15 protein-coding genes are annotated in these 23,182 nt (G+C 68.0%); 11 read left to right on the top strand and 4 right to left on the bottom strand.

Translation table 11 applies throughout. From position 1 onward, the window contains the following. Positions 1-59 precede the first annotated feature (59 nt). Positions 60-761 (bottom strand): TerC family protein, encoded by a 702-nt coding sequence (locus tag AC1Q6V_RS05130; RefSeq protein WP_010813608.1) that lies wholly within the window; start codon positions 759-761, stop codon positions 60-62. A 521-nt stretch (positions 762-1,282) separates the two neighbouring features. Here AC1Q6V_RS05130 and egtD point away from each other — a divergent pair. Further along, positions 1,283-2,380, top strand: a complete 1,098-nt coding sequence (egtD, locus tag AC1Q6V_RS05125) for an L-histidine N(alpha)-methyltransferase (RefSeq protein WP_010813607.1) — start codon at positions 1,283-1,285, stop codon at positions 2,378-2,380. 144 nt (positions 2,381-2,524) lie between these two features. Beyond that, positions 2,525-3,781 (top strand): SUMF1/EgtB/PvdO family nonheme iron enzyme, encoded by a 1,257-nt coding sequence (locus AC1Q6V_RS05120; RefSeq protein ID WP_010813606.1) that lies wholly within the window; start codon positions 2,525-2,527, stop codon positions 3,779-3,781. An 81-nt stretch (positions 3,782-3,862) separates the two neighbouring features. Here AC1Q6V_RS05120 and AC1Q6V_RS05115 read toward each other — a convergent pair whose 3' ends face one another. After that, on the bottom strand, positions 3,863-5,779 hold the full coding sequence (locus tag AC1Q6V_RS05115; protein WP_454751405.1) for a DEAD/DEAH box helicase: 1,917 nt from the start codon (positions 5,777-5,779) through the stop codon (positions 3,863-3,865). An 820-nt stretch (positions 5,780-6,599) separates the two neighbouring features. Then, positions 6,600-6,842, bottom strand: a complete 243-nt coding sequence (locus AC1Q6V_RS05110) for a hypothetical protein (protein ID WP_058696648.1) — start codon at positions 6,840-6,842, stop codon at positions 6,600-6,602. 475 nt (positions 6,843-7,317) lie between these two features. Here AC1Q6V_RS05110 and AC1Q6V_RS05105 point away from each other — a divergent pair, with 475 nt between their 5' ends. Further along, positions 7,318-9,369 carry a serine/threonine-protein kinase gene (locus tag AC1Q6V_RS05105; RefSeq protein ID WP_454751418.1) on the top strand — a complete coding sequence of 684 codons (2,052 nt, stop codon included), beginning with the start codon at positions 7,318-7,320 and terminating at the stop codon, positions 9,367-9,369. Between the two features lie 26 nt (positions 9,370-9,395). On the opposite strand, the gene AC1Q6V_RS05100 is transcribed toward AC1Q6V_RS05105, so the two are convergent. Further along, positions 9,396-10,463: a formylglycine-generating enzyme family protein gene (locus AC1Q6V_RS05100; protein ID WP_412459382.1), complete on the bottom strand. Its 1,068-nt coding sequence runs from the start codon at positions 10,461-10,463 to the stop codon at positions 9,396-9,398. Between the two features lie 435 nt (positions 10,464-10,898). Between AC1Q6V_RS05100 and AC1Q6V_RS05095 the strand changes: the two genes are divergently transcribed. From AC1Q6V_RS05095 to AC1Q6V_RS05060, 8 genes are all read left to right on the top strand, one after another. Then, positions 10,899-11,324 (top strand): DUF4399 domain-containing protein, encoded by a 426-nt coding sequence (locus tag AC1Q6V_RS05095; RefSeq protein WP_010813601.1) that lies wholly within the window; start codon positions 10,899-10,901, stop codon positions 11,322-11,324. A gap of 60 nt (positions 11,325-11,384) precedes the next feature. Next, positions 11,385-11,813, top strand: coding sequence for a DUF4399 domain-containing protein (locus AC1Q6V_RS05090; RefSeq protein WP_010813600.1), 429 nt, complete (start codon positions 11,385-11,387; stop codon positions 11,811-11,813). Between the two features lie 366 nt (positions 11,814-12,179). Beyond that, a complete protein-coding gene (locus tag AC1Q6V_RS05085; protein WP_454751406.1) occupies positions 12,180-13,700 on the top strand; it encodes an efflux transporter outer membrane subunit in 1,521 nt (506 codons plus the stop codon). Positions 13,701-13,927: 227 nt separating this feature from the next. Continuing rightward, complete coding sequence (locus AC1Q6V_RS05080; protein WP_454751407.1) at positions 13,928-16,540, top strand: FHA domain-containing protein; 2,613 nt, start codon at positions 13,928-13,930, stop codon at positions 16,538-16,540. Beyond that, positions 16,537-17,916: a beta-barrel domain-containing protein gene (locus AC1Q6V_RS05075; protein ID WP_454751408.1), complete on the top strand. Its 1,380-nt coding sequence runs from the start codon at positions 16,537-16,539 to the stop codon at positions 17,914-17,916. The genes AC1Q6V_RS05080 and AC1Q6V_RS05075 overlap by 4 nt, the downstream gene beginning before the upstream one ends. An 80-nt stretch (positions 17,917-17,996) precedes the next feature. Further along, the gene (locus tag AC1Q6V_RS05070; protein ID WP_010813596.1) at positions 17,997-18,749 is read left to right on the top strand and encodes a peptidylprolyl isomerase; all 753 of its coding nucleotides are present in this window, start codon (positions 17,997-17,999) and stop codon (positions 18,747-18,749) included. Further along, positions 18,730-21,849 (top strand): peptidase domain-containing ABC transporter, encoded by a 3,120-nt coding sequence (locus tag AC1Q6V_RS05065; RefSeq protein WP_234788093.1) that lies wholly within the window; start codon positions 18,730-18,732, stop codon positions 21,847-21,849. Before AC1Q6V_RS05070 ends, AC1Q6V_RS05065 begins: the two co-directional genes overlap by 20 nt. Beyond that, positions 21,846-23,162: a sigma-54 interaction domain-containing protein gene (locus AC1Q6V_RS05060; RefSeq protein WP_454751409.1), complete on the top strand. Its 1,317-nt coding sequence runs from the start codon at positions 21,846-21,848 to the stop codon at positions 23,160-23,162. Before AC1Q6V_RS05065 ends, AC1Q6V_RS05060 begins: the two co-directional genes overlap by 4 nt. Positions 23,163-23,182 lie beyond the last annotated feature (20 nt).

Below are 23,182 nucleotides of genomic sequence, written 5' to 3'. Positions count from 1 at the left end.
GCCCTTCAGCGGCATGGCCGGGGCGGGTGCCCCGGCCATGCCTGGCACGGCTTGCCGCCTTAGTGGCTGCCGGCCGGTTGCTGCACGCGGCGCTTCTGCACCAGGTAGCCGGCGCCCAGCACGCCGCCGACGATCAGCACGTACAGGCCCCAGTTGACCACCGGGTTGGCTTCGAAGAACGCCTTGATCATCGGCTCGTGCACGATCATCTTGACTGCCGTGAACGCCAGCACGCCTGCGCCCAGGTAGATGATGATCGGGAAGCGGCTCATCAGCTTGAGCACCAGGCTCGAGCCCCACACCACGATCGGGATGCTGATCAGCAGGCCCAGCACCACCAGCAGGAAGCTGCCGTGCGCGGCGCCGGCCACGGCCAGCACGTTGTCCACGCCCATCACCGCGTCGGCGATGATGATGGTCTTCATTGCGCCCCACAGGGTCGAGGCGCCCGAGCCGTGCCCCTCGCCGTCGCCTTCGTCGGACAGCAGCTTGTAGGCAATCCACACCAGCGCCAGGCCGCCGATCAGCATCAGCCCCGGAATCTTCAGCAGCCAGACCACCCCGATCGTCATGGCCGAGCGCACCACCACGGCGCCGACGGTACCCCAGATGATGGCCTTCTTCTGCAGGTGGGCGGGCAGGTTGCGCGCCGCCAGGGCGATCACGATGGCATTGTCTCCAGCCAGCACCAGGTCAATGACGACGATGGACAGCAGTGCCGTCAGGAACTGCATCGTGAACAGATCGGTAAACCACTCCATGAACTCTCCTCAGGGTACAAATCAGCGCAAGTGCGCGTATCGGGTTCGCCTGGTTTCACGTAGCACGGGAGCGTGGGGGCGCCTTTGCAAACCATGAAGTCCAGGTTGCAAAGGTCTTGCTCGACCACTGGCGCGGTATGCACGCCGGTAGTCAGCACAACCGGGGACAAGGGTCCCGGAATGACGATTGTGCTAAGGGCATGGGCCCCGGAGCTACTCCCCTTTGAGGGACACGACCCGTTTCGGGGCCGCGCTGGGCGGGATTATAAACGAACTGCAAGGGATATGCCCCATTAGGAAAGATACTGACTCAAAGTTCTTGATGTGCTGCGTGCGGCGCATCCGGCGATCGGCGGTGCGCGATCCGCCGGATGGGCCTATCCTTTAGGTTCGGCTTCGCCCGATGCGTCCCGGACGGCACAGGGAGGCGTTGCGGAGACCGGCGCGCACGACATGCACAGCGCGGCCTTGGGGAATACGCAGTGAAGCAGTGACCATTCGCGACCACACAAGGAAACGACATGCCGGCTGTCCCGAATCCGCCGAATACCCCCTTCCAGAAAAAAGCCCCGCAGACACCTCTCCCACCCCTGAACCACCACAACGGCCATGCGGCCGCACCGCCCGCCCTGGTCGCGCTGGCCAATGGCCGCGCGCACCGGCAGCCGCCCCAGCCGGAGTTCGTGCAGCAGTACCGCGAGGACAGCGGCGCGCTGCGCGAGCAGGTGCTGGCCGGGCTGCGTGCCGGGCAGGCCGCCATCAGCCCCAAGTTCTTCTACGACGTGCTGGGCTCGCGCCTGTTCGAAGCCATCACCGACCTGCCAGAGTACTACCCGACCCGTACCGAGGCCGCGATCTTTGCCAGCGCGGCGCCCGCCATCGCCGCGCGTGCCGGCAGCGGCTGCGTGCTGGTGGACCTGGGTGCGGGCAATTGCGAAAAGGCTGCCAGGCTCTTTGGCACCCTGCGCCCGGCGCAGTACGTGGCGCTGGATATCTCCATAGAGTTCCTGCGCGCGACGCTGTCGTCGCTGCAGCAGCAGCATCCCGACATCCCGATGCTGGGCCTGGGCGCCGACCTGTGTGCGCCGTTCGATCTGCCCGCCAACGTCAGGCGCGGCAGGCGGCTGTTCTTCTATCCGGGCTCGAGCATCGGCAATTTCGCCCCGGTCGAGGCCCTGGCGTTGCTGCAGCGCATGCGCGGCGCGGCCGGGCGCGGCGACGGCGTGCTGATCGGGGTCGACCTGCACAAGGACGAAGCCACGCTGGTGTCTGCCTATGACGATGCGCTGGGCGTCACCGCCGCGTTCAACCGCAACGTGCTGCGCAACGTGAACCGCATCGTCGGCACGGATTTCTCGCTGGACGACTGGCGCCATGTGGCGAGCTTCGACCGCGCGGCCTCGCGCATCCAGATGCACCTGCAGGCTTGCCGCGACGTGCGCGTGCAGTGGCAGGGCGGCGCGCGCGAGTTTGCCGCCGGCGAACGGATTCATACCGAGGACTCCTACAAGTACCGCCCGGAGGACTTCACGCTCTTGCTGGAAGCCGCCGGGTTTGACGACCCGGTGTACTGGACCGACCCGAGCGGCTGGTTCGCCGTGTTCCACGCGCGCGGCTGATCCGCCCGCGCGGGCGCCATCCGGCGGGGATGGCAGGTAGTGTCATAATGACCGCGGCCGGCCTGGCGTGCGAGCGCCGGGCCAGCAGTTGCCTGCTTCGGTCACTGCCTGTCCACTGTTCACTCCCCTGCACGGACTTTCCCGATGAGCGGCTTTCCCATGCTTCCCGATCTCTACTTCACCGGCGGCAAGGCGACCTGGTCCGACCCGCGCCGGCTGCCGCGTGAAGGGCTGGCGCAGGCGCTGGTCGATGCGCGCAACCGCACGCTGGCGTGGCTGGCACCGTTCGGGCAGACGCGCCGCGCCTGGGACGTGCCGCATCAGTACGATGCCGATCCGCCGTTGTGGACGCTCGGGCACGTGGCCTGGCATGCGGAGTGGTGGTGCCTGCGCGGCGTGCGCCAGGTGGACCGCGGCGGCGTGCCGGTGCCGGTGGCATCTGAGCCGTCGCTGCTGGACGGCGCCGACGAGTGGTTCGACCCGGACCGCATCGGCCCCGACGAGCGCTGGGAGGTCACGCTGCCCGACGTCGCGGTGGTCAAGCGCTACGCCGGCCACGTGCTCGACGGCGTGCTGCGCCGGATTGCGCTGCTGGCCGACGACAGCGACCTGACCCTGTACCCGTACCGCCGCGCGCTGCTGCATGAGGATGCCCAGGGCGAAGGCGTGGCCGCGCTGTTGCAGGCGCTGGGCATGGCTCCCGCGGAGGCCATCGGCGCCGGTCCGGTGCAGCCTGCGGGGCATGGCGGCACCCTGCATTTCCCGGGCGGTCGCTTCACACTCGGCTGGAGCGATCCCGACGGCTTTGCCTGGCCCGATGAGCTGCCGCCGCAGCCCACCTACGTGCCCGCGTTTGAAATGGACATGGCGCCGGTCAGCAACGCGCAGTTTCTCGAGTTCGTCGAGGACGGCGGCTACGAGCACCCGGCGTGGTGGTCGGCAGCGGGGCGCCAGTGGCTGATGACGCAGGAACGCTCGGCGCCGCGCTACTGGTCGCGCCATCCGGAATCGCGCGCCTGGATGGTGGAGCGCTTCGGAACGCGGCGCACGCTCAATCCGGATGAGGCGGTGCGCCATGTCACGCTGTACGAGGCGCAGGCGTGGTGCGTGTGGGCGGGGCGGCGCCTGCCGGCGGAATCGGAATGGGAGCTTGCCGCGACGCAGAACCGCGGCCTGCAGTGGGGGACGCTGCGTGAGTGGACTGCCACGCCCTATGAGCCGTACGCCGGGTTTGCCGCCGCGCCGTCAGACAGCGAGGTGGTGGGGCGCTTCGGCACGCACCAGGCGGTGCGCGGTGTGTCGTTCGCCAGCCCCGCGCGGCTGCGCCATGTGCGGGCAAGGTGGGCGCGGTTGCCGGAGGACGACCTGTCCTTCATCGGCTTTCGCACCTGCGCGCCGTAGCGGGCTGTACGCGACAACAAAAAAGAGCACCCGAGGGTGCCCTTTCTTCTGCCTGGCAGGTGCGCTTAGCGCACCACCGCATCAACGCTCGTAGCGCGAACGGCTGTTGCGGTTGCCGCTGCCATTGCCGCCGAAACTGCGATTGCCGTCACGGTTGCCGTCGCGGTTGCCGAAGCTGCGGCCGTCGCCGTTGCCACCGGTGTTGCCACGATAGCCGCCGCCAGTGCGGTCGCCGAAGCCACCACGGTTGTTGTCGCCAAAGCTGCGGGGGGCGGCGCCGTCGCGGTTGCCGAAACCACCGCGGTTGTCGTCGCCGAAGCTGCGGCCACCTTCGCGGTTGCCGAAGCCACGCGCACCGTCGTTGGCGCCGCGGTAGCCGGCGCCCTGGCCGCCCTGGCCCTGGCCACGGTAGCCGCCTTCACGATTGCCGAAGCCGCCGCGGCTGTCGTCACCGAACGGGCGTGCGCCTTCCGGGCGGTTGCCGAAGCCGCGGCTCTCGCCGCTGAACTTGCGCTCGCCGAAGCCGGTGCGGCTTTCGCCGCCGCCGAACTTGCGGTCGCCGAAGCTGCGTTCGCCGCCACGGTAGCCGCCGCCATTGCCGCGGAAGTCACCACGGCCGCCACCCGGCTTGCCGCCGAAGTTGGAACGCGGCTTGGGCGAACGGCGCGGCTCCAGGCCTTCGATCACCGAAGCGTCGATGCGCTGGTTGGTGAAGCGCTCGATGCGCTTCCACTGGAACATGTCGTTGTGGTTCACCAGGTTGATGGCGGTGCCCGAGCGGCCCGCGCGGCCGGTACGGCCGATGCGGTGCACGTAGTCCTCGGCCTGCTTGGGCAGGTCGAAGTTCACCACGTGGGTGATATCGGGCACGTCGATGCCGCGCGCGGCCACGTCGGTGGCCACCAGCACGCGCAGGTTGCCGCGGCGCAGCGCGGTCAGGGTGCGGTTGCGCGCGCCCTGGGTCATGTCGCCGTGCAGCGCGCCGGCCGAAAAGCCGGTGTCGGACAGGCGCTCGGCCAGCGAATCGGCATCGCGCTTGGTCGCGGTGAAGACGATGGCTTGCTTGAGCGTCGCGTCGCGCAGCAGGTGGTCCAGCAGGCGTTCCTTGTGCGACATGTCGTCGGTGAAGTGCAGGCGCTGCTCGATATGGCTCTGGTCGGCGCGGGCCGCGGCGATCTCGATGCGCTGCGGGTCGCGCAGCTGGCGCGAGGCCAGCTGGGCAATGCGCGCATCCAGCGTGGCCGAGAACATCAGCGTCTGGCGCGTGGCCGGGGTGGCATTGACGATGGCGTCGATGTCGTCGGCAAAGCCCATGTCGAGCATGCGGTCGGCTTCGTCGAACACCAGCATCTGCAGGGCCGACAGGTCGATGCGGCCGGCGTCGATATGGTCGAGCAGGCGGCCCGGCGTGGCCACCAGGATGTCAGGCATCTTGGCCAGCGCGGCCAGCTGCTTGGGGTAGGGCATGCCGCCCAGGATGCTGGCGCAGACGATGCGGCGCAGGTTGCGGCCGTACTTGGCGGCGGCCTCGGTCACCTGCAGGGCCAGTTCGCGCGTCGGGGTCAGCACCAGCAGTGCGGGCTGCGCCGGCGACGGGCGCGGGCGCTTGCCCTTCATGCGCTTGGCGGGCTCGGTCGCGCGCTGCGGCGCCGGCATTTCGCTGATGCGCTGGATCGCGGGCAGCATGAACGCGGCGGTCTTGCCCGAGCCGGTCTGGCTCGAGACCAGCAGGTCGCGGCCGGCCAGGAAGGCCGGGATGGCCTGGGCCTGCACCGGCGTGGGCGTGTTGTAGTTCAGTTCGGAGAGGGCGCGCAGGATGGCCGCATCGAGGCCAAGCGTGGCGAAACCGCTTTCCACGGCCGGGGCTTCTTCAACTGCCGGGCTGGGGTTGAGCAGGGCGTCGAGCTTGTCGAGCGGGCTCTGGGCAGCGTCGGAAGTGATCGAAGCGTCGGTCGCGGAGGCAATAGCTTGCTCCGCACGAATGTCGTGCTGGGTCATGTCGGAATGGTCAAATAAATGCATGGCACCCCGGCAAAGCAAAATGGGGTGGGCGCAGTGCAAAGTCTTAAAAAGGCTTCGGCGCCAATCGGTGAGGCCGTTACGACAGACACAGCTGGCAGTACGGCGGCAGGCAGGGCGGTGGCTGGTCCCGCTAGGCGGTCCGGCCGTATCCCTGGCAGGCAAACAGCTCAGGTTTCAGGCTGTTCAACAGGATCGGAGACGAGGCGACGTCAGGTGAGCGGTGCGTTCTGCTGGGCGGCTGGGGCCATGAAGTGATGACTAGGCGTCCGGCAGCGAGGAAACAGAGCTTGGGAGGGCAGCGGATTCGCCGCGGCAGGAAGCCGGGCGTTTGGCGGATCTCACAGTTGCGAAACTCACGGCGCGGATTATAGCAGAGTACGGAATTTTTGTTGCACTGCGAAAACGTAACCGGATATGTCAGGCGCTCGTCACCTTCCGGACGCGCCCCGCGCCACGCTGGTTGAAAGCCGAAAACCCCCGCCTATACTGGAGGCGCGAGCACACAGGATGCCCGCACGGGGCGGACGAAAACGCTCCCGCTTGACCTCCTGCAGCGGCATTGGGCCGCTGTTCGCGGCGAGCACTGCGGTCATTGACTCCACGCGCCAGACTTCCTGCGACTCTCCGGGTGGTCCGGATGGGCGTCCGCTTCATGCATCATGGGCGGAATCATGGGAAGCCTGCCTGGAACAGAATGACCGAACTGCTGACCGCGTGACCCAGGTGGTCCGGGCCCGTCCGCATCCAAAGCCCGCCAGCGATGGCGGGCTTTTCATTTGGCGGTTGTGGTTGCGGTTCAGTCTTCTGCATCCTTGCCAGCGGCCTTGCGCGGCAGCCGCCCTAGCGGCTGCTCCTGCGGCATCACATGGCGGTTGCCCGGCAATCCGCCCGGGTAGTCGACGATGCGCGCGGCGCCCTGGCGCCGCAAGCCATGCCATGCCTGGCCGCCGGCGGTACGCCCGCCGCCCAGGATGGCGGTCATGGCCTGCCGGTCGAGATCCATGCTGTCGGGCAAATCCTTGATGACGATCACTGCCATGGCTGTCTCCGGTCAAGCGGCGCCACGGCCATGCGGCCGCGGAACCGCTTCAGTATAGGCGAGGCGGTCCGCGGTCTTGCCCGCCGGACCGCCGCGCGGTGCGCTCAGATGGCGGCGCAATTGCCGGCCCATCGGGAGGTACTAACGCAGGGAATGTGCCAACGCCGTTGCCGGCCCCCGCCAGGCACGCGCAACTGCCTGAAAGCATGGGGGATTTATTTTCGATGTCGGCTCGCGCCCGCTGGCTGTAAGGCCTGCCGCATGCCGCGGGTGACGGGCCGCAGGCAACAGCCGGCGTGCTGGTGTTGGCGCGGCCGCGACAGTGGCGCGCTACAGGTGACGCGATTCGCAAAGAGCGCCCGCGCGCCGCGTTGCACGCCGGCCTCGCGCGGTTTGCGCATGCCATGGGTGCGCACTAGTATCCATCTCGAAGGCAGGGCATATCTGCACTGTGGGATGGGCCGTGCCAGCAACCATGTCGGGGCATCCCGTGGCCAGTCTCAAAGAACTGATCCGCAAGTTCCAGAACGGCGGTCTCTCCGACGACGAGTTTGTTGCGTCGTTCGAAACGGCGCTGGCGCAGGATCCCACCACGCCCAGCCAGGCCGCGCGCGTGGTCATCGAGGAAAACACGCGCTTCCCGTTCCCGCCCGCGGTCTATGCCGAAGTCATGCGGCGCATCGAGCGCCGCGGCGCCACGCAGTACGACGGCGCCACCGAGGCCACGCGCCTGGCCGGCACGCAGACGGGCTCGCTGTATGCGACCTCGCCCGAGCCGGGCACGCTGCCGCAGGCGGCGCATACCAAGGGCGTGGGCGATACGCTGAACGGCCGCTTCGTGCTGGAAGAATGCCTGGGCGTGGGCGGCATGGGCACGGTCTACAAGGCGCTCGACCTGCGCAAGCTGGAAGCCTCGGACCGCAAGCCCTATATCGCCATCAAGGTGCTGAACCTGCAGTTCAGCGGGCACCCCAAGTCGCTGATGGCGCTGCAGCGCGAGGCGCGCAAGGCGCAGACGCTGGCGCACCGGAATATCGTCACCGTCTATGACTTCGACCGCGACGGGCCGGTGGTCTTCCTGACCATGGAATACCTGTCAGGCTCTTCGCTCAACCATGTGCTCAAGGCCCCGGGCTTCACCGGCATGCCGATGGCGCGCGCCATGTCGATCATCAACGGCATGGGCAATGCGCTGGCATACGCGCACGAGCGCGGCTTCGTGCACTGCGACTTCAAGCCCGCCAACGTCTTCCTGACCGCCAACGGCGAGGTCAAGGTGATCGACTTCGGCATCGCGCGCGGCTTCCTGCCGCCGGCCGACGAGTCCGACCGGACCGTGTTCGATCCCGGCTCGCTGGGTGGCATGACGCCAGCCTACGCCAGCCCGGAGATGTTCGACCATTGCGAGCCCGACCCGCGCGACGACATCTTTGCGCTGGCCTGCGTGACCTATGAACTGCTGACCGGCAAGCATCCCTACCAGCGGCTCTCGGCCAACCAGGCGCGCGATGCCGGGCTCAAGCCGGCGCAGCCGCCGCAGTTGAGCCGCACGCAGTGGAAGACCCTGCGCGAGGCGCTGTCGCTCGACCGCGAGACACGCACGCCCACCGTCGCGCGCTTCCTGCATGGCATGAGCGCGGTGCCGGTGGTGTCCACGCGGCGCCCCTCGCCGCTGATGGCAGGCGGCGCGCTGGCCGTGCTGGCGGGCGTGTCGGCGATCGGCTACTACGCCTGGCATTCGCAGCGCCAGGCCGAAGCACCGGCTGGCGATGCGCGCGTCGAGGCCCCGGCTACCCCTGTGCCCGCAGCGCCGGTCATCCCGCCCGCACCGGCTGCCCGCCCGGCGGTGCTGTCGATGGCCGACGTCACGAAGATGCTGGCTGCGGTGCCGTGCTCGCTGCTCACCGCCACCCAGCAGGCGCAGACGTTGCGTGTGCGCGGCTTCCTGGCCGAGAGCGTCGGCGCCGTGCGGCTGCGCGAGCAGCTCAGCGCGTTGCCGGGCGTCAAGGAGCTCAAGGGCGTGTCGATCGACACCCAGCCGCTGGCCGCCGACAAGTGCGACGTGGCCACCCTGATCGCGCCGTACTGGTCGGGCCACCGCGAGGGTGACACGGCTTCGTCGCTGCGGCTGCGCGGCCAGGGCACGCAGCTGACCGAAGGGTCACCGCTGGTGCTGGATCTGCGCACGCCGGCGCGCGACTCCTATGTCTATGTCGATTACTTCGCGGCCGACGGCAAGGTGGCGCACATGGTGCCGAGCGCGCGCGTGCCCGCCCACCAGGCGCCGCCCGGCCATGGCGCCACGGTTGGCGACGGTGGCGACTGGATCATCTCCGGGCCGTTCGGCACCGAGCTGGTGGTGTTGCTGACCACGCCCGCGCCGCTGTTCGATGGCCGGCGCGCAGAGGTCGAGTCGCACAAGGACTACCTGAAGGCACTGGAAAAGCCGCTGGCGCAGATGGCACGCACCTATGGGCGGGACCGCATCAGCGCGGACCTGGTGCAGATCTCCACGCGCGCGCGCTGATTGCCGCTTGCCAATTGCGCCAGCCGCTACTTCATGTCGCGCGCCACGCGAAAGCCGTTCTGCGACTGCCGCACGCTGGGGCTGTACTTGAAGCGCGTCGACGACACCATGTAGCTCGCCCCCTCGCGCCAGGAGCCGCCGCGGATCACGCGTGCGCCGCACGCGTTCTCGTTCCACACGCGCCCGTCGGCGGGCGCGCCCTTGTATGAGCTGTGCCAGCAATCGGCCACCCATTCCCACACGCTGCCGTTGACGTCGTGCAGGCCGTACGGGTTGGCCGCGAACGTCCCGACCGCGGCCGGCGCATCCTGGCTCCACGGGTCGCCGCAGTCCTTGCAGTTGGCATTGCCCTTGCGCATCTGGTCGCCCCACCAGTAGGCACTGGCGGTGCCGCCGCGCGCTGCGTATTCCCATTCCGCCTCGGTGGGCAGCCGGTAGGCCTTGCCGGTGGTCTTGCTGAGCCAGGCCACGTACTGCTGCGCGTCGTCCCAGCTGACATCACGCACCGGCGCGGTCTTCGGGCTGTCGGCGACGGTAGGGACGCGCTGGCAGCCGCCGGCGTCGGCGCAGGCATTCCATTGCTCGACCGTGACCTCATAGCGGCCGATGGCAAACGGCTGGCCGATGGTGACGTGATGCGGGGGCTTCTCGGCGGGATCGCTGGCACTGCTGCCCATGGTGAAGCTGCCCGCCGGCAAGGAAACCAGCACCGGGCAGGTCGGGCAATCGCGGATCTCGCCGGTGCGCAATGTGGGGCTGACCGCGCCGCCCGCCGCCGTGCCCGGGCGCGGCGATGCAGTTGCCGGTGGCGCAGCAGGCGGCGATGCCGGACGCGCTGCCGCGGCGGGCGCTGGGGGCCGCGTGACCTGGCCCGCGGCAGAGGTGCCGGAGCGGGGCGGCGGGGCGGGCGCGGGCGCCTGGGCCTTGGGTGCGGAGGCGGACGCCGCCAGCCGCTCCAGGCGCGCCCTGGCCAGCACCGCGAAGCGTCCGTTGGGGTACTGCTTCAGGTAGGCCTCGTAGTCGCCGGCGTAATTGCTGTTCTTGATCGATTCCCAGAAGCTCAGCTCGTACTGCTCGTCGGTGTTCTTGGGCATGATGCCGGCGAGCAGCAGCGGTTCCGTGGCCGCGGGGCCTGCGGCAGCGGCGGCCGCCTGCGCAGGCAGCGGCGCGCCGGCGAGTATCGCGGCCATGGCGGCCATGGCGGCCGCGCATACGACTGGTAGATTGCGCCACATCTTCACACCTCGCTGGAGCCGCGGCGATCCCGCTGCATGCCGGTAGCTGCCGGCACATGCGTCGGGGGCGCATTGTGGTGTTGCCGAGACGTCGACCGGGCTTGCTTCAAGATAGCACAGCGCTTGTGTCTCCGGCGGGGCATTGCCATGCCGCCGCGACGCGCCGGGTTCGCTTTTTCCGGGCTTGCGACCTAACCTGAATGACGAATCGCCGAGCGCTGACCAACAAGCAACAAGAATGGGCTTTCGGGACAACGTGATCGGGTTTCGGACTGTTTCCGGGAGGCGCCGCGTATGTCCAGACGATTCCTGTTCCGCCTGCTGGCGGCTGCCACCCTGGCCGCTGCGCCGTCGCTTTCGCTGTCGACGGCAGCCCCGCCCAATGCCGAGGCCTACATCATCTGGCCGCACGATGGCACGGTCATCAGCGGCGGCAAGTTGTGGGTGCGCATGGGCCTGCGCAATATGGGCGTCTGCCCCAAGGGCGTCGAGTCGCCGCGCTGCGGGCACCACCACCTGCTGGTCGACACCGAGCTGCCGCCGCTGGACAAGGAAATCCCTTCGGACAAGAACCACCTGCACTTCGGGGCGGGCGAGACCGACGCGCGCATTGAGTTGCCGCCCGGCAAGCATACGCTGCAGTTGCTGATGGGCGATGCCAAGCACGTGCCGTTCGAGCCGCCGATCTATTCGAAGAAGATCACGATCACGGTGAAATAGCGGTGCAGCGCGCGCCGCGGAAGCCGAACCAGGTCGATCAGGAAACAGGGGGAGAGCACCATGTCCAGACTACTTGCCGCGGCTGTCTTTGCCGCCAGCCTGCTGCTGTCAGCGGTGGTGCAGGGTGGTTCGACGCCGGCGCCGCCCAACGCCTACCTGTATATCGGCTGGCCCAACGACGGGCAGACGATGCCCGCGGGCAAGCCATTCAAGGTGTGGTTCGGGCTGCGCAATATGGGGGTGGCGCCGAAGGATGTGAAGTATCCCAATACCGGGCACCATCATCTGCTGATCGATGCGGATCTGCCGCCGATGGACAAGGAAATCCCCAACGACCGCAATCACCTGCATTTCGGGGCGGGGGAGACCGAGACCATGATCGAGCTGCCGCCTGGCAAGCATACGCTGCAGCTTTTGATGGGGGATGACAAGCACATTCCCACCAACCCGCCGGTCTATTCGAAGAAGATCACGATCTACGTGAAGTGACCCGGATCTTGCGGTGACGGCGGCGCGCGTGTGCCGCCGTTTTTTTTGCGCCGGCTCCGCAAGTGTCGCGTGCCATCCAACACCGACGCGCGATCTGTTGGTTGCGCCCCGCCAGTACGCCGTGACGCCAGCTCGCCGCGCATCCGCGGCCGGCGCCGGCTGCAATGAAAAACCCCCGTGTTTACAGGCACTTCCGTGATCCGCGCGGGCATGGCGCTGGAGCTGGCACGCTCCCTGCTGTTGTCCTTTCCAACCCGATGCTCGAGACCAACCCCATAGACAACACCTCCCGCTGACCCCATGCATATCGGGGTTGGTGCGCGCGTCCGCGCGCACCACAATACAGACAGACTTCGCGGCCCCGGCATGCCATGGATAACTCAAGTGCATCCCGCCCGCCGCCGTCGCACGCAGGAACCCATCGTGCCCGAATCCATCATTGCCTCGCCCGGGGTTACGTCGACCGCCGCGCCGCACCGTACTGCCTGGCTGACCGCGCTGGCTGCCTGCACGGCGCTGCTGGCAGGCTGCGCCGACTTCCGGCCGCCGGTGTACCAGCGCCCGGAAACCCCGGCCAAGGCCGAATGGACGCGCCAGGGTTCGATTACGGTGTCGCCGGCCGAAGCGGTGCAGCCCAACTGGTGGCACGGCTTCAAGGATCCCTACCTGAACAAGCTGATCGAACAGGCACTGGGCGGCAACTATGACATCAAGGTGCTGGCGGCGCGCATCCGCGTGGCCAACGCGCAGATCGGCGAGGCCCGCGCGGGAGCGCTGCCCGTGATCGGTATCGGCGCCAGCGCGAACTTCCAAAAGACCACCGGGCAGAAGTCCACTACGATTTATAACGCCGCCGCCCAGCTGAACTGGGACATCGATATCTGGGGCAAGGTCGAGAAGGGCGTGCAGGCGCAGACCGCCGAGTTCAACGCGACCGAGGCCGACTGGCGTGCCGGCTACCTGACGCTGGTGTCCAATGTATCGACCACTTACTTCCAGATCCTGCAGTTCGACGAGCAGATCGAGCAGCAATCGCGCACCGTCGCCAAGAACGGGCAGATCCTGTCCACCTTTCAGGCGATGTACCAGAACGGCCTGGTGCCCAAGATCCGCGTGATGCAGCAGCAGGCGGAAATCAACCGTCTCAACAAGGACCTGCTCGAGCTGCGCCGTTCGCGCGATGTCGCCGAAAACGCGCTGGCGACGCTGGTCGGCGTGCCCGCGGGCGATCTAAAGGTTCCGGCAGGGCGCCTGCAGGACCGCGTGCAGCCGCCCGCGGTGCCGGCCGGGCTGCCGTCGCAGCTGCTGGCGCGCCGTCCGGATGTGGTGGCCGCTGAATACCGCGTGCTGGCGGCCTACAACATCGTCGGGCAGGCACGCCTGGCGCAACTGCCCACCATCAGCCTGACCGCGAGCGGCGGCACCGCAAGCTTTGCGCTGAGCTCCCTGCTCAAGTCCTTCACCTTCGGCTTGGCGCCCAGCATCAACCTGCCGATGCTCGATCCCAACGTGCGGGCGCGCGTGAAGACCACCGAGGCGCAGGTGGGCGTGGTGGAAAACGAATATGGCCGCACCGTGATGACCGCGTTCGAAGAGGTGGAGAGCGCGCTGGTCAACGTCGACGCGCACAAGAAGCAGCGCATCGAGTTGCAGCAGCAGGTTGAGCAGCTGCGCGTCGTGTCCGCGCAGATCGAGGCGCAACTGAAGGAGGGCGTGGTCTCGCAGCTGGAAGTGTTTGAGACCGAGCGCTCGCTGCTGGCCGCGCAACTGCAGTTGTTGGCGGTCCACCAACAGATCCTGGCCGACACCGTCACCCTGTACAAGGCGCTTGGCGGCGGCTGGCCCGATACCGATGTGCGCAACGCGGCCTCGAATCCAACGCAATAAGTGCTGCCAGAGGTTCCTTGGCGGTGTTCATGTGATACCGGCGTAAGCAACGCGTTGCGCAACGCGTCCATAGCCCTGGCCGCTTGCCCCGCTGCATGTGCCGCTCCCGTGCCAACCGCGCGTCCCGCGCCCGATTGACTAGCCTTAGCCGTCGCCTACTATGTTCTTAGTCGCTTCACTCCCCTGGCCTGCCGCCGCGGCAGCCGCGCTGTTGGCTCGCTGGAAACATGGCTCCTGACGAAGCACTGATCATGGAAATGCCGGTGAAAATGGCCCAGGGATTCACGCGGGAGTTCTCTCACGATCTGGCGCAGGAATTCGATGTATTCCTGACGCCCGTCGCGCGCCCCGAGCTGGGCGAAATCCGCATTGACGAAGACCTGTTCGCCGTCGGCCGCAGCGAGCTGCCGTTCGCCACCTACCCGGAAGACCTGGCCGCGCCGCTGTCGCGCCGGCATGCGCGCATCTTCGCCGAGCATGGCGCGGTTTATGTGGCGGATCTCGGCAGCAAGAACGGCACGCGCGTGAACGGCGCGGCGGTGGCGCGCCAGCCGGCGCAGCTCAGCGACGGCGATGAGGTGGCCTTCGGGCCCGCGCTGTCGTTCCGGGTCCGGCTGTTGCCGCGCGCGCCGCAGCCCGAGCCGCCGCGGGTGGCGGTGACGCTGGTGCCCGAACGCGGAGATGTCGGACTGCAGCCGCTGCACGTGGACGGCTTCCCGTACCTGATCAGCAAGGCCGACGATGCCTTCGCGCGCTACCGCGACAGTTATCCTCAGCAGGTCAACTACCTGTCGAGGCGCCACGCGCACGTGTACCTCAAGGGTGGCGTGCCGTTCGTTGAGGACCTGGGCAGCACCAACGGCACCTTCGTCAACGGCAAGCGCCTGGCAGACCACGGCGTGCCGCTGGACGACGGCGACCTGATCGCCTTCGGCGGCAACCACTTTGTCTACCAGGCGCAGGTCCAGCGCACGGGCGATGGCGATGCCACCGCGACGCGCTCGATGCTGCAGCCCGTCGCCGCGGCACCGGACACGCCGGCCGCTTCCCCGGCGCCGGCCGCGCGCGACGAGGATGACCGCACCACCTTTGTCGGTGCGGCCGATTCCTTCCTCGACATCTTCTGCGTCGACTACGCCGCGCAGCAGGACGACGAGGTCAACGCCGAGGCCGAGGCACAGGCCGCGGCGGCCACTGCGGCGCACGACGGCGCGCAGGCACGCCGCAAGCGCGGACGTGCCGCGCTGTTGCTGGCGGAGGGCGCCAGGCTGTTCGGCCTGGACGATCCCGCACGCACGCGGCGCGCGGCGCGATGGGGTGGCGCGTTGCTGTTGCTCGCAATACTGGCGGGCGCGGCCGTGTACTGGCGCGGTGCGGCGGAGCGCGAAGTGCAGGCCCTATTTGCCGCCGGCGATCACGCCCGCGCGGCGCAGGCCGCCGACGATTACCTGGCGCGTCATCCCGACGATGCCCAGGTGCAGGCCCTCGGCGCCGAGGCACTGATGCGCGCTTACGTGCCCGATTTTGCAGCCAGGCTGAAGGCCGGTGATGTCAGCGGCGCCGATGCCGCGCTGGCCCGGATGCGCAAGCCCAGTGCGCACAACGCCGATGCGCGGCCGCTGGTGGCCGAGCTCGACTGGATCGGCCGGCTCGAACGCTTCACCGCGCAGCGCGGCGCCGACGCGCCGATCCGCCTCTACACCGATGAGGCTCCGATCCGGCAACTGCTGGCGTACTGGAACCAGGACACTACCGCGCACCAGCGCGCACTCGGGCGCATCGCGGCCGATGTGCCGGCGTTCCGCGATCTCTATGCCGATGCGCTCAGTGATGTGCGCCGCCTGCAGAATGATGCCTCGGTCTACCTGGCGGCGATCGACCGGCTGAACGCCACCATCGCTGCCGAACTCGGCCGCGACCGCCCGGAGGCGTTGCAGCCGGTCATCGCCGAGTACCGCGAGAAGTATCCGCGCCTGGCCGGGCTGGACCGCGTGCAGTCAGACCTGGACCGCTACATCGCGCTGATGCAGGCACTGCGCGCGCGCCGGCCCGGGCCGCTGGTGGCGCGGCTCGCCGACAGCCGCTTCGCCACGCCGCCGTTCCAGGCACAGTTCAACAACCTGGCCGCGCGCCTGCCGCCGCCGGAGATGGTGCGTCAGTATGCCAGTGCGGCCAGGGCGTGGCAGCAGGGCGACAGCGCCGCTGCGCTGGCGGGGATCAAGCAGATCAGCGGCGGACCCTGGGTCGACGACCTCGCGCGCGACCTGTCGCACAAGCAGAAGGTGGCGGCGCAGTACGCCGAGTTGCAGTCCGCGCGCGGCAGCAAGGGCTATGAGGACCGGCTGCTGGGCTTCTACGCCATGCTCGATGCCGAAGAAGACGGCCACTTCGCCAAGGCGGTCGAGGCCGACGTCAACGGCGTGCGCGACAGCGCCCTGCGGCGCGCGCGGGAGCTGATGGGCAGCGCCGTCGCCGCATGGAAGCAATACCGCAGCAATGGCGTGATCGGCAGCGAACAGCGGCTCGAGCCCGGCATCTCGCCCAGGTTCCGCGCGCAGGCCCGGTTGCTGTCGCAGGCGCAGGGAGACGCGCGCCAGGGCATGCGTATCTTTACGCAACTGCGCGCGGGGGAAAGCGCCGACCTGGCACAGCTCGCCAAGATCGAGGAAGAGATCCGCGCCGAGGCCGACCAGCAGCGGCGCGCGCTGCACGAATTGCGCACCGTGCTCGATCCCGCCGTGCTCAAGACCAAGCTGGAGCTGATCGGCGGTGAAGACACCGGCAAGGCGCCGGAGCCAGCCGCTGCTGCCGCGGCGCCACAGCAAGCGGGGCAGCCATGAAGGACGATGCCCGACAGGGCGGCCTCAAGCCACTCTCCGAGGCGCTGGAAGACCACAGCGCCGAGGGCATTGGCCTGTTGAGTGCCGAGCCGTCGCGCCTGGGACTGCTGACCATCGTCACGACCTTTGCACTGGTGTTGTGCGGGCTGGTGTGGTCCTTCGTCGGGCATGCCGATGTCATTGTCACGGCGCAGGGCACGCTGGCGCCGGAATCCGAGGTGCGGCGCTTCTATGCCCCGGTGGACGGCGAGCTCGCCGACCTCTACGTGGCCGAAGGGCAGCCGGTGTCCAAGGACGACGTACTGGCGCGCCTGAATGCGCGCGGCGCAATCGAGGCCGCGGCCAATGCACTGGAGGCGCAGCTCAAGCTGGAAGACTCCGAGCGCGAGTGGAAGCAGTTCCCGGACAAGAAGGCGCTGATGGAACGCCGGGCCGCGGCGCTCAAGCAGCAGATCGACGTGGCCACGCGCCAGCACGAGACCCGCATTGCAGAAGGCACCACGCGGCTTGCCGAACAGCAGCGCGCCCAGCTGCAGGAAGCACGCAGCAACCTCGAGAACGCCCGCCGCGCGCGCGAGTTCGCGCGCCAGGAGCAGGACCGTTATGCGCGCCTGCTGGCGCTGCCGGGCGGTGGTGGCGTTTCGCAGTCGCAGGTTGACACCAAGCGCGCCGCGGCGCAGGACGCGGAGAACAACCTGCGCGTGGCGCAGTCGCGGCTGAGTGAACTGGATGCGCGCCTGGGCCGCGAACTCACCCAGGCCAGTTCCGAGCTTGAAAGCAGCGGCCAGGACCTGGCCGGGCTGCGCGTGCAGTACGAGGCGGCCCTGCGCGAGATTGCCAACACCGAGGACAAGCTGCGCCTGCAGGTGCAGACCGCCCGCCTGGTGGCAGACGCGGCGGCGCGCATCCGCTTCGAGAACATCGACAAGGACAACTTCCTGCTGATCCTGGCGCCGGTGTCGGGCGTGATCACCGATGTCACCTCCACCCAGCGCGGCGACAAGGTGCAGGCCAACACGCCGCTGGGGGGCATTGCGCCCAAGGATGCGCGCCCGGTGGTCAAGATCGTCATTGCCGAGCGCGACCGCGCCTTCCTGCGCGAAGGCCTGCCGGTCAAGCTCAAGTTCAGCGCCTTCCCGTACCAGCGCTACGGGATCATAGAAGGAACGCTGGAATTTATCTCGCCCGCCACCAAGCCGGGGCCGGACAAGCAGCCGGTCTACGAGGGCCGTGTGCGCCTGGCACGCGACTACTACGCGGTGTCCGACAACAAGTATCCGTTGCGTTACGGCATGACCGCCACGGCAGAGATCGTTGTGCGCGAACGTCGCCTGATCGATCTGGGGCTTGACCCCTTCCGTGAGGTGGCAGGGTAGCGCAGCCGGGGGGAAACACGAAAACAGCCGATCTGGACAGCCCGGTGCGCAAGCGCAGGGGCCGTCAAAGGAGCCGAGAAATGACTGGCATTGTGCGTATCGACGACGAGGTGTTCGGCGTCGAGGAGTTCGTGCGGCTGCTCAAGCTGACCGGGCAGTTCGAGGGCCTGGTCGAGCAGATGGTGCGCGACAAGCTGACCGTGCACGCCGCGAAACGGCAGGGCCTGGTGGTCACGCCCGAGGAGATCCAGGAGCGCGCCGACCAGTTCCGCCGCGTGCAGGGCCTGCATCGCGCCGCCGACATGAACCACTACCTGGATGCGCTGAACGTCAGCCTGGACGAGTTCGAGGCCTTTATCACCGACAACCTGTATCAGGAGCGGATGATGGAGCAGGTCTGCAACGACGCCGCGGTGCAGGAGTACTTTGCGCTCAACTCGCCGCGCTTCGACAGCATCGAGGTCAGCCATATCGTGGTCGACAGCGAGGGCAAGGCCAAGGAGCTGATCTCATACCTGCAGGATGATCCGGAGGCCTTCGCCGAGATGGCGCGCGAGCATTCCATTGCCGACACGCGCGAGCGCGGCGGCGAGATCGGCAAGGTGCTGCGCGGCTCGCTCAAGACCGATATCGAGGCCAAGGTCTTCAATGCCGAGCCGGGCGACCTGCTGGGGCCGTTCCCCGCCGCTGACCGCTCCTTCTTCGAGGTGTTCCTGGTGCGCGACAAGCACCAGGCCACGCTCGACAGCGAGGTGGCGGTGGAAGTGCGGCGCCTGTTGCGCGAGAACTGGCTGATGGCCAGGGCGCAGGAACATGTCATCGAAGCCCGCTAGCGAGTCCGGCCAGGCCGGTGATCGCGCCGCCGCGGCTGCCCCGGACAAGCCGGAGGCAGGATCGGCGCTGGCCGCCTTCCTGGCCAGCGTCGAGATCCTGTCGGTGCTGACGCCGGAGGAGCTGGCACGCCTGGCGGAAGCCGCGCAGGTGCTGACCTTCGGTTTTGGCGACACCGTCTGCAATGCCGGCGAAGCGGCGCCGGGCTTGTTTGTCGTCAAGTCCGGCTCGGTGCGCGTGTTCAACGAGGAGCACGGCAAGGAAATCAGCATGGGCGTGCGCAAGACCGGCGAGGTCTTTGCCGATATCGCGCTGCTGCGCGAGTACCGGCATGAGTCGTCGGTGCGCGCCTCCGGCAAGACCGAGCTGCTGATGATCCCGCGCAGCGTGGGCGAGCCCGTGGTGGCGGGCAACCCCGCCGCGCTGGCCTTTATCACCAGCTATGTCGCGATCAGTTCGGCCGGCGGCTTTGTCGCGCGGCTCTTCGACCTGCGCGGCAAGCTCGACAAGCAGGAGCTGGAAGACGCCGTGCGCAGCGTCGGCGTCAAGCGCGTGGCGGCCGGCAAGGAAATCCTGAAGCAGGACGGGCGCGAGGACCGGCGCCTGTACGTGGTGCGCCAGGGCACGGTGCGCATCGTGCGCAGCGAAGAGGGCAGCGAGTTCCCACTGGCCACGCTGGGGCAGGGCGATATCTTCGGCGAGCGCGCCTGCGTGATGCGGCAGGAGCAGCTGGCCTCGGCCATTGCCGAAACCGACGTGCGCCTGCTGGTGATCCCCGAGAAGACGGTGCAGCTGATCCTGGAGCGTAACCCGCGCCTGCGCGAGGTGCTGGAAGAGCGCATCCGCGTGCTGGACCGCGAGCTGCATCGGCAGAAGAAGCTGGCCGAACGGCGCAAGCGCCCGGTGCTGCTCGACCTGCATTCCAAACCGGAGCTGGGCGAGAAGCTGATCCGCCGCTTCGCGCTGGTGGAGCAGGCCGAGGAGATGGATTGCGGCGCGGCCTGCCTGGCGATGATCTGCCGGCACTACGGCATCCCGATGACGCTGGGCAAGCTGCGCGAGCTGGCCAACGTGACCACCCAGGGCGCCACGCTGGACAGCCTGGCACGAGCCGGCGAATCGCTCGGCTTCACCACGCGCGGGGTGCAGTGCACGCGGGATTCGCTGATGGGCTTCGAGCTGCCCTTTATCGTGCACTGGGAGGGCTACCACTACGTGGTCGTGTACGGGATCTCGTCGCGCTGGGTGTGGGTGGCCGACCCGGCCATCGGCTTCCGCAAGATGAGCGCGGAGGAGTTCGAGCGCGGCTGGAGCGGCACCTGCCTGCTGTTCACGCCGGGCGAGAGCATGACCCAGCTGTCGGTGTCGCGCTCGCCGTGGCTGCGTTTTATCGGCTACCTGGCGCCGTATAAGAAGATCCTGTCGCACCTGTTCCTGGCTACCTTCGTGATCCAGATGCTGGGGGTGGTGCCGCCGCTGATCATCCAGAACATCCTGGACGGCGTGGTGGTGCACCAGAACGTGGGGCTGCTGCACCTGCTGATCGCGGGGCTGATTATCTCCAGCGTGTTCTCGCAGCTGATGGCGACCATCCGCGCCTACCTGGCCAACTTCATGGTGCGCAGCATGGACTTCGCCATGATGTCGCAGTTCTTCAAGCACACGCTATCGCTGCCGCTGTCGTTCTTTGCCAAGCGCAAGACCGGGGACATCTTCGCGCGCTTCCAGGAGAACCAGACCATCCGCGCCTTCCTGACCGAGTCGACGGTGACCACGGCGCTGAACCTGCTGATGGTGTTTATCTACTTCACCATCATGTTCCTCTACAACGTCAAGCTGACGCTGCTGCTGATCGCCTTCGTGATCCCGATCGCGGCGCTGACGGTGGTGGTGACGCCCAAGGTCAAGACCTATGCGCGCGAGGTGTTCGCGGCATCGACCGATGCCAAGGCCTACCTGATGGAAACGCTGGGCGGCGCCGAGACCGTCAAGGGCATGGGCATCGAGCGCCCGGTGCGGCTGCGCTGGGAGCGCAAGTACGCCAAGGCCCTGGACGCGCAATACCGGGCGCAGGCCTTCCATATCCTGGTGGGGCTGGTGAGCCAGCTGCTCAACGCCGCCACCACCATCGCGGTGCTGTGGGTGGGCGCGACGCTGGTGCTGGAGCGCGAGCTCACCATCGGCCAGCTGATCGCCTTCAATGCCTTCATGGGCAGCGTGCTGGCGCCGCTGATGGGGCTGGTGGCCTTGTGGGGCCAGCTCAACGACGCCGGCGTGGCGATGGAGCGGCTGGGCGACGTGCTCGACCTGGAGCCCGAGCAGAAGCCGCAGGACGTGCTGTCGCGCGTGATGCTGCCCGACCTGCAGGGCGAGATCGTGATGAAGGACCTGTACTTCCGCTACGGCGGCGAAGACACGCCCTACGTGCTGGAGAACATCAGCTTCGCCATCCGGCCGGGCGAGATGGTGGCCATCGTCGGGCGCAGCGGCTCCGGCAAGACCACGCTGGCCAAGCTGCTGGTGGGCTTCTACAAGCCTACCGAGGGCTCGATGACGGTGGACGGCTACGACCTGAACGTGATCGACGCGGCGTTCTACCGCGCTCAGGTGGGCTACGTGATGCAGTCCAACCTGCTGTTCTCGGGCACCATTGCCGAGAACATCGCCTGCGGCGACGACAGCCCGGACCGGCGCCGCATCGAGGAGGTGGCGCGCATGGCCGATGCCCACGCCTTTATCAGCAAGCTGCCGCTGGGCTACGAGCAGGTGGTGGGCGAGCGCGGCATCGGGCTTTCCGGCGGGCAGATCCAGCGCCTGTGCATCGCCCGCGCGCTGTACCACGACCCGCGCCTGCTGGTGTTCGACGAGGCCACCTCGGCGCTCGACACGCAGTCAGAGAGCAACATCCTGGCCAATATGCAGGAGATCCTGCGCGGGCGCACCGCGGTCATCATCGCGCACCGGCTCAGCACCATCATGCAGGCCGACAAGATCCTGGTGCTGTATGAAGGCGCCATCGTCGAGCAGGGCCGGCACGAGGAGCTGATCGAGCGCAAGGGCATGTATTTCCAACTGGTGCAGAAGCAACTGAGTGCCGCATGAAGCTATATAACCAGGGTGCCACCCCCGCCTCGGCCACCTCGCCGGTGTCGTTTGCCGGCCTGATCGAGAAGATCGAGATCCTGCGCTCCACGCTGCGCTGGTCGTCGCGGCTTGACCGGCCCGAGATCGAGAAGCTGCTCAAGCAGGCCACCACGCTGCGCGACGAGGTGATGGGGCTGTCGCACAAGGAGCGCTTCGTGCAGGCGGCATCGGCCGAGGCCGCCGCGCTTCAGGAAGAAGTCGAGCGCATGCCGCGCGAGCGCCGGCAGGCGCTGGTGGAGCGCAGCTTTATTTTCGAAGGGACCTTCGGCGACAACCCCAAGTTGCTGGAAGCGCTGGAGATTGCCGAGAAGGCGGCGCCGACCGACCTGCCGGTGCTGATCGATGGCGAGAGCGGCACCGGCAAGGAGCTGATGGCCAAGGTGATCCATGCCAATGGCTCCCGCACCGACAAGCCGTTTATCTCGGTCAACTGCGGCGCGATTCCCGACAGCCTGCTTGAATCCGAGCTGTTCGGCCACAAGAAGGGCGCCTTCACCGGCGCCAGCAACGACCGGCGCGGCAAGTTCGAGAGCGCGCATACCGGCACCATCTTCCTGGACGAGATCGGCGAGCTGCCGCTGACCGGGCAGGTCAAGCTGCTGCGCGTGCTGGAGGCGCACGAGATCCAGCGCGTGGGTTCGGACGAGGCGATTTCGGTCGATACGCGCATCGTCGCGGCCACCAACAAGGACCTGCGCCGCATGAGCCAGGCCGGCACCTTCCGCGAGGACCTGTTCTACCGCCTGAGCGTGATCCACGTCAGCCTGCCGCCGCTGCGCGAGCGGCGCGACGAGATCCCGCTGCTGGTGTCGTACTTCAGTGACGAGGCCGCAGGCATGCTCAAGCGCCGGCCGCTCAAGCTGACGCCGCGGCTGCGCGACTTCCTGCTGCACTACGACTACCCGGGCAATATCCGCGAGCTGCGCAACCTGCTGTACCGGTTGAGCTGCCTGGCCGGCGACACCGCCGACCTGGCCCACCTGCCGCAGGACATCCGGCCCAGGCCGGCCGCGCTGGCGGTGGTCGGCGCGGGCACGGTAGCCGCGGACATCACCATGGCGACGTCGCTGAGCGAGGCCAAGCGCGCCGCCAGCGACGAGGCCGAGCGGGCCTTCCTCGAACGGGGCTTGCAGGAAGTCGGCGGCACCGTCGCCGAACTGGCGCGGCGCTTCGACATGAACCGCTCGCACCTGCAGATGCTGCTGAAGAAGCACGGCATCCACTCGAAGGATTTCCGCGCCAACCGGCAGGCCGACGGTGGCAAGGGGTAGCAAGGGGCAGGGGGCCGAGG

The organism is Cupriavidus sp. GW823-FHT07B10 (assembly GCF_058794355.1).
This window is presented reverse-complemented; position numbering and strand designations above follow the sequence as displayed.